Source organism: Chitinophaga sp. (assembly GCF_036569125.1).
Lineage (GTDB): Bacteria > Bacteroidota > Bacteroidia > Chitinophagales > Chitinophagaceae > Chitinophaga.
Genome location: NZ_DATCRF010000556.1, coordinates 1 through 9,902, shown reverse-complemented (window position 1 = coordinate 9,902; position 9,902 = coordinate 1). Strand labels below are relative to the sequence as shown.

The window sequence follows — 9,902 nt, the reverse complement described above, 5'->3', positions numbered from 1 at the left end:
ATCCTATACTAATTCCCCGCCAATAATATTGTCGATACCAATAACGTATGACGGCCACAGGCTTGTTATTCCAAGCCTCTGTTTCCAGGCCTGTACTGTGTAATAATGATGTTAACCCGGTTACCTCTATTGATTTTTTTGCAGGGTATCATATAAAAGGATAAATTTGTCCTTAATTATCCTACTTACTCATGCCACTATAAAAATCCAATAAAATATTAAGCTATGAATGGGTTCATCATTTACAGATCCAGGTACGGAGCTACCCGGCAGTACGCTGCATGGCTAAGCGCAGAGCTACAGATACCGGCTATACCACAGGAGCAGGCAACACCGGAAATAATAGCAGATGCCGGCTTCCTGATCCTTGGCAGCAGCATCTACATAGGCAAATTGCTGATGCGGAAATGGTTAAAGCAGCATGCCGCCCAGCTGCAGAAAAAGAGATTGTTCATTTTTCTTGTAACCGCTACTAAAAAAGATAAACGGGATAAGCTGCGAAGCTACGTACAGCAGAATGTACCGGCATGCTTTGAAGATAATTGCAGGTATTATTTTTTCCCGGGAAAGATAATATATGATCAGCTATCCCTTGCAGATAAACTTAAAGTAAGGATTGGAAAGTGGATAGCAAGCTTACGTAACAAACAGCTGGATATATCTGACTTTAACGATGTAAACCCCTCACATATCAGCGGTCTGGTAAACGACGTGCAGCTGCTTTGCGCCGCTGCCAGCCCGGCAGCTGATCTTCATCATGCCGGGTAATGACCAGGATCAGCACTGTTGTTGACCGTAAACAACAGACCCCTTATTAATTGAAGATAGCTTTGTAATTCGTTCGGGGGAATGTTCTATCGTTTGTCATGATCTGTGTTCTTCAATAATTATTAAAAGAAGTAAAACCTAAAAAATCAGTTATGAAGCAAGTACCTCTTTTAGCGTCCATAGCTATAGCAAGTCTTCTTATTTACAGCTGCGGATCCGGTTCGCAACCCTCTTCCAATGATGCTGCCGCCGGCGCCACAGGTGATTCCAGCATGGTAGCGCAGGAAGATAAGGCCGCCGGCCAGGCCGCTGCAGATGATTCCAAAGGGAAAGGCAAGTTCACCGAAGTAAAGCTTACCCACCCGCTTGACAAAGCCATGGTGGCCGGCGGCAAAACCGTATACGATGTAAAATGCGCAGCCTGTCATAAGCTTACCAATGAAAAGCTGGTAGGCCCCGGATGGAAAGATGTTACAGACAGAAGAAAGCCTGAATGGATCATGAATTTTGTGACCAATACAGATGAGATGATCGACAAAGACCCTGCTGCCCAGGCCATGCTTGAACAATGTATGGTACGCATGCCCAACCAGCACCTTACGGATGATGAAGCCCGCCATGTGCTCGAATACATGCGGGAAAATGATGGCAAAAATTAATCACCACACCTTTATCTATATTTATGAAAAAGATATTCCTTCCCCTTTGCTTTGCAGCTGCGATGGCTTCCATGCAAAGCTGCAAAATGAAGAACACCGCATCTGCCGTGCAGGGAGATGCCAATTCAAAAGTATACGTAGCCCCCGGCAAATACGATGAGTATTACAATTTTGTATCCGGCGGCTTTAACGGGCAGGTATCGGTTTACGGTTTGCCTTCGGGCCGCCTGCTGAAGCTGATCCCCGTGTTTTCCGTATTCCCTGAGAATGGCTATGGCTACAGCGAAGAAACAAAAGCCATGCTGAATACTACCAATGGCCAGATCCCCTGGGATGATCAGCACCACCTGGAGCTATCGCAAACAAACGGGGAGCAGGACGGGCGCTGGCTCTTCGCCAATGCCAACAATACACCCCGTGTGGCCAGGATAGACCTGAGCACCTTTAAAACGGTAGAGATCCTGCAAATGCCCAACAGCGCCGGCAATCACTCCTCCCCTTTCATTACGGAGAATACAGAATATGTGGTGGCAGGCACCCGCTTTTCCGTGCCATTGGGTACAGAGGATGTACCCATCAGCTCATTCAAACAAAACTTTCACAGCACCGCCTCCTTTATTAGTGTGGATAAGACCTCCGGTAATATGTCCCTTGCTTTTCAGATGGTACTGCCGGGCATGAACCTGGACCTGAGCCATGCCGGTAAAGGGCCCTCACATGACTGGTTCTTCTTTTCCAGCTACAACACCGAGCAGGCCTACACGCTGCTGGAGGTGAACGCATCCCAAAAAGACAAAGACTATATTATTGCCGTTAACTGGAAAAAAGCAGAAGAATATGCCAAAGCAGGCAAGGGCAAAAAAGTACCCGCAGAATATGCGCACAATACTTTTGATGAAGGAAAACAATTAGCCACTTCCGTTATTGAGCACGAAGTATTGCTGCTGGATCCGAAAGACTGCCCGGATATGATCTACATGATCCCCTGCCCCAAATCCCCGCATGGCTGCGACCTGGACCCTACCGGGGAATACATTGTAGGCAGCGGAAAGCTGGCAGCATTGATCCCTGTTTTTTCATTCAGCAAAATGATCAAGGCCATTGGCGACAAACAATTTGAAGGAGATTTCCAGGGCATACCCATCATAAAATACGAAGCCGCTTTATACGGCGAGGTGCAAAAGCCCGGCCTGGGCCCTTTGCACACAGAATTTGATGGTAAAGGAAATGCCTATACCTCCATGTTCCTTTCTTCAGAAGTAGTGAAATGGAGCTTAAAAGATCTGAAGGTGCTGGACCGCGCGCCCACCTACTATTCTGTTGGGCACCTGATGATCCCCGGCGGGGATACTAAAAAGCCGGGAGGCAAATACCTGGTGGCATACAACAAAATAACCAAAGACCGGTTCTTGCCTACTGGTCCGGAACTGGCGCAATCTGCACAGCTTTATGATATCTCCGGCGATAAAATGCAGCTGCTGCTTGACTTTCCCACTATCGGCGAGCCGCACTATGCACAGGCTTGTCCGGCAGGACTGATACAAGGCAAGCAGGTGAAGTTCTACGACATTAACAAGAATGGAAATGAGTTTGTAACAATGGGTGAAAAGAAGGCCAATGTAGTACGCAAAGGAAACCGGGTGGATGTATACATGACCGCCATCCGCTCACACCTGGTGCCCGATAATATTGAAGGGGTATCAGTAGGTGATGATGTTTACTTCCATGTTACCAACCTGGAACAGGACTGGGATATTCCGCATGGTTTTGCCATTAAGAATAATCCGAATGCAGAGCTGCTGATAATGCCGGGTGAAACCGTTACCCTGAAATTCACTCCGCAAAAGCAGGGCATCTATCCATTTTACTGCACGGACTTTTGTTCTGCCCTGCACCAGGAAATGTCAGGCTACCTGAGAGTATCTCCCAAAGGGAGCAACACTCCCCTGAAATTCGGCACCGGCGTGGTAGCGGATACAAGCGCACAAAAATAAGATCAAGCACAAAAGGTACTGCCATGAACAGCAGTACCTTTTTTATCTGTTCATTATGAAGAAACTGACTAAACCGGGAAGAATAAGTATTGTGATGGCTATGCTGTTCCTGGGAACACTGTGGTTATTTCCGATGTGGCGGATCGACCTGCGGGCGCCGCAATACCCGGGCGGGCTATCCATGCAGATCTGGCTGAACGACATAAAAGGCGATGTACCCATCATCAATGGATTGAACCACTATATAGGCATGAACGAGATCAATAAAGAAGATTTTTCGGAATTTATTTACCTGCCTATTGCCATGCTGCTGTTTATCTTGCTGGGCATCGTAGTATTAATACTTAAACGAAAACTATATTATTACATCTGGACGGCTGTATTTATTTGCATTGCTGCCTTTTCATTTTATGACTTCTACATGTGGGAGTATAATTATGGGCACCACCTCGATCCTCACGCCCCTATCCAGGTTCCCGGCATGTCATACCAGCCTCCTTTATTCGGGTATAAGAAGCTGCTAAACTTTGAAGTGCTGTCACAGCCCGACGTTGGCGGCTGGTTTTATATAGGAACAGGCGTTCTACTGGTTTCAATAACGATCTATGAATGGAAAAAAAAGTAACATGAAACAGGTACTACTGGTATTTATGCTTGGACTCTTTGCCTGCAAACCGGAATTTGAGCCCATTGACTACGGCCATGATGCATGCGCACATTGCAAAATGACCATAATAGATAAGCGTTTTGCCGCAGAAATTGTAACAGAAAAAGGTAAGGCCTACAAATTCGATGACCTGGCATGCCTGTTAAAATATACCGAAGAAGAAAATTTTAACAGCATAGGGATGATATTATTTGTAAGCGACTATAGCAAACCGGATAATAATTTCCTGGATGCACACCAGGCGGTATACCTGCATAGCGGGATCTTCAAAAGCCCTATGAACGGGAACCTGGCAGCTTTTGCATCCGCTAAGGAGGCCGCCCCCTTTAAAGACAGCCTGCAGAGCGATCTGTTAAAACTGGAAGACCTGGGAACCAATGAATAAGCCCATGAAACAAATGCTGTTATTACACACATTCCTGCTGTATGCTGCTGCCGGGAGCTTTGCAACTATTATAAAAGTACATCCTGCCGCCAACAGTATTCACCAGGCCATAGAACATGCACAGGGCGGTGACACGCTGTTATTGCAACAGGGCTTTTATAAAGAGCATGATATCCTGGTGAATAAAAAGCTAACCATCACCGGCCAGGGATTGCCGGTGATAGACGGAGAAAACAAATACCAGGTTTTTATTATCGCTGCCGATTCAGTAGTCGTACAGGGCCTGCAGATCCAGCATATAGGAAAAGGATCGCTGATAGATATGGCCGGCATTAAGATCATCAATGCAAAATACATTACCATCCGGAACAACCGCTTCATTAATAATACCTATGGCATTTACCTGCAAAATGCCAGCCGCTGTTATATTGTTAACAATACCATCCATTCAGATACCAAGGGTGAAATAAATGGCGGCAATGGCATTCATGCCTGGAAATGCGAGGGACTGGGAATAAAGGGCAATTCCATATCCGGGCACCGGGACGGTATTTATTTTGAGTTTGTTACCCATTCCTATATTGCTGACAACACCTCTTTTGAAAATGCACGCTATGGCCTGCACTTCATGTTCTCACACAATGACCGCTATACACAGAACACCTTTATGGACAATGGCGCAGGCGTTGCGGTAATGTACTCCAAAGGCGTGATCATGTATAACAATGCCTTTAACCATAACTGGGGGGATGCCTCTTACGGCCTTTTATTGAAAGAGATCACCGACAGTAAAATTGAACATAACCGCTTTACAAAAAACACGGTGGGCATCCACATGGAAAGCACCACGCGTGTGGATGTACGGCATAACCTTTTCAGTGAGAACGGATGGGGTGTGCGGGTACAGGCCAGCTGCAGCGGAAGCAATTTTATTGAGAACAATTTCATTGGCAATTCCTTTGATGTAACCACCAATGGAACCATGATGCTAAATGTATTCAGCCATAATTACTGGGACAAATATGACGGTTATGACCTGGACAAAAACAACGTAGGGGATGTATGCTACTACCCGGTAAGCGTGTATTCAGTAATAACAGAAAAGATACCGCCGGCAATGATCCTGTACCACAGCCTTCTTACCAATATTATGGAGCAGGTGGAAAAAGTAATGCCCAGCATTATTCCGGATATGCTGAAAGATGATCAGCCATTGATGAAAAAATTGAAGTTATGATCGAAATAACGCAGCTTACCAAAACCTTCAGAAAGTTTAAGGCTTTGGATAATATCAGCCTGCATTTTGAGCGGGGGCAAACCATTTCGTTATTAGGCCCCAATGGTTCAGGAAAAACTACGCTGATAAAATCCATCCTCGGATTAGTGATCCCCGGACAAGGAACCATCCGCATCAACGGAGCTGAAGTAAAGGATCAGTGGGATTACCGCTCACAGATAGGTTACATGCCGCAGATAGGACGTTACCCTGAAAACATGACCATCCGCCAGGTTATTAAGATGCTTAAAGAGATCCGGAAAGATTGTAAGCATTATGATGAAGAGCTGATCGAAGGATTTGATATACCTGCCCTTCAGCATAAAACCATGCGAAGCCTCTCCGGCGGTACACGCCAGAAGGTGAGCGCCTGCCTGGCCTTTCTTTTTTCCCCGGAGATCTTTATCCTGGATGAGCCCACCGCGGGACTGGATCCTGTAGCCAGCGAGCTGCTGAAAGATAAGATTATAAAAGAGCGTGCCAATGGAAAGCTGATCCTGATCACCTCACATGTGCTCAGCGACCTGGATGATATTACCAGCCATATTGTATACCTGCAGGATGGAAAGCTGCTCCTATACAAAACAGTGGAAGAGCTGAAAAAGATAACCGGCCAGGAAAAGCTGAATAAGATCATTGCTGCGATCATGCAAAAGAATCACCCGAAAGAATGCTTACAACATGAAAACAATTATTAAATATGTGCTGTCCGATCTGCTGAAGAATAAAACAATTATTGTTTATGCGCTGATACTGGCGGGCATAACCATCAGCGTATCCGGCATGGGTGACAATGCTTCCAAAGGTCTTTTGAGCCTGTTAAACATTACGTTATTATTTGTACCTATTATCAGCATTCTCTTTTCCACCATTTATTTCTTTAATTCCGTAGAGTTCACGGAACTGTTGCTGGCCCAGCCCATCAGAAGAAAGACCATGCTGCTGGCGGAATACGCCGGCATTGCTATTGCATTAAGCATTGCTTACCTGGCAGGGGTTGGCATTCCGGTTTGTATACTTTATTACACCGCAGCTACCCTTACACTCCTGGTAAGCGGCTTGTTCTTAACACTGATCTTCTCTGCACTGGCCCTGCTGATCTTTGTATTGTTTAAAGACAAAACAAAAGGTATTGGCGCAGCGATCATTACCGCACTATTCTTCACCCTGCTGTTTGACGGGCTGCTGCTCTCCTTCATTTATTCATTCAGCGATTACCCGGTTGATAAACCGCTATTAGGGCTTATATCCCTAAACCCTGTTGACCTGGCCCGGGTATTGGTGCTGCTGCAATTAGATGTGGCAGTAATGATGGGTTACTCAGGCGCTTTGTTCAAGAAATTCATGGGCTCTGCTACCGGAAGCATTTATACCATTATCTGCATGTTATGCTGGACGGTTCTTCCTTTGATAATAGCTGCCAGGGTATTTAAGAAGAAGGATATCTGAGCGGGTCCTCAAACGCATAACAGCTGCCGCAGCTATCACCAAAGCGCCCATGAATAAACCAATAGCTGCGGCCCATAACAGCCACAGGTACAGGATGCTGTTTAACATGAAGAGAGTTGAAAATGCCTGCATGGCCAATATGATCTCATTAGCGATCACCGCGCCGGTGAAGATGATGATCCCGGGTACGGACAGGCCCCTGCTTGTTTTAAAATAACCGCTGTGCAGCAGGTAAGCAAAAAGATAGAGGGTAACAAATCCCAGCATTACCAGGTGCAGATAACCTATAATAACAGGCCTGTTACTGAATACCATCTCCCCTATTGCGGGAAAAACAATAAAGATCTGCACCGCAGTCTTAAGGGCAAATGCGATCATTGACAATGCACCTATTTTTTTCGCAAACGGACTTACTGTTCTAAGCGCTTCTTTTGCAGACCGCATCATTGCTATAAAGCTAACCAGTGTAACCACCAGGCAAGCGCAGCCTGCCACTGCAACGGCGCGTATCACCGCATTTGGAAAATGCCACAGGTACGAAAGGGCCAGGGTAGGTAATACCGAAACAGACAGCGTTATTACAAAACGGTTCAGGCTGCGTTCCGGAACCTTCGCGGAAGAATGGCCCAAATGATGAACGAACAACGTAAAAACACCCAGCGTAAAGAACCCGTTGTACTGCAGGTGCAGGTAAGTATAGATGGCATCTCTGTACAACAGGCTATTCACGGAATGCGATGCCATCATATAGGCCAGCGTAAACGGCCCTACTGATGAAAGCACCATTGCCACCAATGACGAAACAGCTAATATAATTACAGGTTTACGGGGTTGGGCCTTTAAAAGATCTTTAATAAAAAACCAGCTAAAAGCATAGGATACTAATATGGACAGCGTGGAAAAGAATATTGAAACGAACGCATATCCCTGGAAGGGAAAGCTGAACAGCATTCCAACTGCGCTTAGCAGAATACCGCTCAGAAGCCATTTGTACCGCGGGCGACTGCTGTACTTTTCCGGAAGTAACCGGTAGGTCATTAATGTTAACAGGCAAAGGCTTATCCACCCCGTAAATGCAAAATGAGAATGTGCATGCAATAGGTTCCCGAAATTAACAGCAGGTATCGGAAAGAGTATTTTGCTTCTGAGCAATAGCCCTAACAGCGCCACCACGGCCAGGTTGACGAGCGCTATGGTTAGCCAGCTCCTTTCCCTCTTCAACATAATTGTCTTATTTATGAAGATAATTCTTAGATCTGTTAGGCTAAGTTAGGATCATTCATAATAAAGGACAAATTTATCTTTTAATATTACAACCTTTATTCCAGTGTGGTGAGCGTTGTTAATGTTCCGGGATTGGAGGGCGGCCTGCTATGCTTCTTTCCCGCCCAGGATGGGTTTCAGTGCCGGTGCGGAGTAATTCACCGACTTCAGGGTTTTATCATCCCCCGCACGGTAGATCACGTACATGCCGTCTATTTCTTTATGGTAGGCTTCTGTATTTAAGTTAGCCCGGTAATGCGCTATGGTTTTGGCAGCTTCTTCTGCTGTTTTGCAGGCTTTGCTCATGTTGGAGCGGTGCACTTCATCAAACAGCTCGCAGAATTTTTCGCCCAGGCCAAATTCCAGGGCAGTGCCGGTAAGCACATATTGCAGGTCGCAAAGGGCATCGGCCACCTCTACAATGTCGTTATTGGCAATGGCATCCCTTAGCTCCTGCAGCTCCTCTTCAAAAAGCCGGATCCTTAATGCGCATCTTTGGGCAGATGGTATAACGGGTTTGGCTTCTATGGGCACTTTGAACGTATTATGGAAATCAGCTACCTGGGTCAGTACTTTCAGATCTTTCATGGCTTTTTTCGTTTATGCCTTTATTAAATGAATGAGCTGCATAGCCAGTGTGTGCAGCTGTGCTTTATCCTGGTACAGCACATAATGCTGTCCCAGGCCACTAAAACTAGCCACTAATAATTGTGCCAGGGTAGCCGGATCTTTATCCGGGGTAATTTCCCCCGCCTCCTGCGCTTTGGTAAGCAGCTGCCGGAAAAGGCTCACCAGCGCATCGTTATTATCTTTCAGCAGCGTGCGCACTTCTTTATCGGCCTCACAAAGCTCAAAGGATGATTTGCCGATCATGCAGGCATGGTGATCTGTCACCATTTTATCCGCCACCTTATCTATAATATGTGTAATGGCTGCCATGGGCGACTGCTCATTAGCCGCTATGCGCTGATAATGTGAAAAGGTGCATTCAATATAATTACAAAGGCATTGTACAAACAGCTGGTGCTTGCTGCCGTAAGTGTTGTAAATGCTTCCGGGGTTCAGGTCCATTGACCGCCCCAGGTCCGTAATGGAGGTGGCATGGTATCCTTTTTCCCAAAAGGTATCGCGGGCTTTTACCAATTTCTCATGCTGATCGAATTCGAGACTACGTGGCATAATACCATAAAAATAAATATTTTTAAGCCGTCACCTGCATTCTCTTCACCGGCGCCGTGGAAAAATGCGGGTAAAAATTTGCTTTTTACTATCTTTTACTTACTTTTGCCATCCCTTAAACGGAATGCCGCGTTGGTCAAGGGGTTAAGACGCCTCCCTTTCACGGAGGAATCACGGGTTCGATTCCCGTACGTGGTACGAAACAAAAAGCCTGCAATCTGATTGCAGGCTTTTTTGTTATACTCTGGTGTCAGCACCTGCT

Annotated in this window: 11 protein-coding genes and 1 tRNA gene; 9 read left to right on the top strand and 3 right to left on the bottom strand. The window is 46.0% G+C overall.

Annotation, left to right across the window (positions count from 1 at the left end):
• Positions 1-225 precede the first annotated feature (225 nt).
• From VIM87_RS20880 to VIM87_RS20845, 8 genes are all read left to right on the top strand, one after another.
• Positions 226-768, top strand: coding sequence for a flavodoxin domain-containing protein (locus VIM87_RS20880; RefSeq protein ID WP_331998881.1), 543 nt, complete (start codon positions 226-228; stop codon positions 766-768).
• A gap of 152 nt (positions 769-920) precedes the next feature.
• Positions 921-1,427: a c-type cytochrome gene (locus VIM87_RS20875; protein WP_331998880.1), complete on the top strand. Its 507-nt coding sequence runs from the start codon at positions 921-923 to the stop codon at positions 1,425-1,427.
• Between the two features lie 23 nt (positions 1,428-1,450).
• Positions 1,451-3,421: a Sec-dependent nitrous-oxide reductase gene (nosZ, locus tag VIM87_RS20870; RefSeq protein ID WP_331998879.1), complete on the top strand. Its 1,971-nt coding sequence runs from the start codon at positions 1,451-1,453 to the stop codon at positions 3,419-3,421.
• A 55-nt stretch (positions 3,422-3,476) separates the two neighbouring features.
• On the top strand, positions 3,477-4,046 hold the full coding sequence (locus tag VIM87_RS20865) for a hypothetical protein (RefSeq protein ID WP_331998878.1): 570 nt from the start codon (positions 3,477-3,479) through the stop codon (positions 4,044-4,046).
• 1 nt (position 4,047) lies between these two features.
• Positions 4,048-4,473, top strand: a complete 426-nt coding sequence (locus VIM87_RS20860) for a nitrous oxide reductase accessory protein NosL (protein WP_331998877.1) — start codon at positions 4,048-4,050, stop codon at positions 4,471-4,473.
• Positions 4,474-4,486: 13 nt separating this feature from the next.
• A complete protein-coding gene (gene nosD, locus VIM87_RS20855) occupies positions 4,487-5,710 on the top strand; it encodes a nitrous oxide reductase family maturation protein NosD (protein ID WP_331998876.1) in 1,224 nt (407 codons plus the stop codon).
• Positions 5,707-6,447, top strand: coding sequence for an ABC transporter ATP-binding protein (locus VIM87_RS20850; protein WP_331998875.1), 741 nt, complete (start codon positions 5,707-5,709; stop codon positions 6,445-6,447). Before nosD ends, VIM87_RS20850 begins: the two co-directional genes overlap by 4 nt.
• Positions 6,431-7,198 (top strand): ABC transporter permease subunit, encoded by a 768-nt coding sequence (locus VIM87_RS20845; protein WP_331998874.1) that lies wholly within the window; start codon positions 6,431-6,433, stop codon positions 7,196-7,198. The genes VIM87_RS20850 and VIM87_RS20845 overlap by 17 nt, the downstream gene beginning before the upstream one ends.
• On the opposite strand, the gene VIM87_RS20840 is transcribed toward VIM87_RS20845, so the two are convergent.
• The 3 genes from VIM87_RS20840 to VIM87_RS20830 all read right to left on the bottom strand — a co-directional run bounded on the left by VIM87_RS20840 (position 7,136) and on the right by VIM87_RS20830 (position 9,640).
• Positions 7,136-8,422 (bottom strand): hypothetical protein, encoded by a 1,287-nt coding sequence (locus VIM87_RS20840; RefSeq protein WP_331998873.1) that lies wholly within the window; start codon positions 8,420-8,422, stop codon positions 7,136-7,138. The genes VIM87_RS20845 and VIM87_RS20840 overlap by 63 nt on opposite strands.
• Before the next feature lie 147 nt (positions 8,423-8,569).
• The gene (locus VIM87_RS20835; RefSeq protein WP_331998872.1) at positions 8,570-9,049 is read right to left on the bottom strand and encodes a nucleoside triphosphate pyrophosphohydrolase family protein; all 480 of its coding nucleotides are present in this window, start codon (positions 9,047-9,049) and stop codon (positions 8,570-8,572) included.
• A 12-nt stretch (positions 9,050-9,061) separates the two neighbouring features.
• Entirely contained in the window at positions 9,062-9,640 is a 579-nt protein-coding gene (locus VIM87_RS20830) for a TetR/AcrR family transcriptional regulator (RefSeq protein ID WP_331998871.1), read from the bottom strand.
• Positions 9,641-9,766: 126 nt separating this feature from the next.
• Between VIM87_RS20830 and VIM87_RS20825 the strand changes: the two genes are divergently transcribed.
• Positions 9,767-9,838, top strand: a tRNA-Glu gene (locus tag VIM87_RS20825).
• The last annotated feature ends 64 nt before the right edge of the window (positions 9,839-9,902 follow it).

What these genes read in the sequence shown, in the direction of transcription:
- VIM87_RS20845 (WP_331998874.1), top strand. Translation starts at nt 6,431, where the DNA reads ATGAAAACAATTATTAAATATGTGCTGTCCGATCTGCTGAAGAATAAA.
- VIM87_RS20880 (WP_331998881.1), top strand. Translation starts at nt 226, where the DNA reads ATGAATGGGTTCATCATTTACAGATCCAGGTACGGAGCTACCCGGCAG.
- nosZ (WP_331998879.1), top strand. Translation starts at nt 1,451, where the DNA reads ATGAAAAAGATATTCCTTCCCCTTTGCTTTGCAGCTGCGATGGCTTCC.
- nosD (WP_331998876.1), top strand. Translation starts at nt 4,487, where the DNA reads ATGCTGTTATTACACACATTCCTGCTGTATGCTGCTGCCGGGAGCTTT.
- VIM87_RS20830 (WP_331998871.1), bottom strand. Translation starts at nt 9,640, where the DNA reads ATGCCACGTAGTCTCGAATTCGATCAGCATGAGAAATTGGTAAAAGCC.
- VIM87_RS20860 (WP_331998877.1), top strand. Translation starts at nt 4,048, where the DNA reads ATGAAACAGGTACTACTGGTATTTATGCTTGGACTCTTTGCCTGCAAA.
- VIM87_RS20875 (WP_331998880.1), top strand. Translation starts at nt 921, where the DNA reads ATGAAGCAAGTACCTCTTTTAGCGTCCATAGCTATAGCAAGTCTTCTT.
- VIM87_RS20865 (WP_331998878.1), top strand. Translation starts at nt 3,477, where the DNA reads ATGAAGAAACTGACTAAACCGGGAAGAATAAGTATTGTGATGGCTATG.
- VIM87_RS20850 (WP_331998875.1), top strand. Translation starts at nt 5,707, where the DNA reads ATGATCGAAATAACGCAGCTTACCAAAACCTTCAGAAAGTTTAAGGCT.
- VIM87_RS20840 (WP_331998873.1), bottom strand. Translation starts at nt 8,422, where the DNA reads ATGTTGAAGAGGGAAAGGAGCTGGCTAACCATAGCGCTCGTCAACCTG.
- VIM87_RS20835 (WP_331998872.1), bottom strand. Translation starts at nt 9,049, where the DNA reads ATGAAAGATCTGAAAGTACTGACCCAGGTAGCTGATTTCCATAATACG.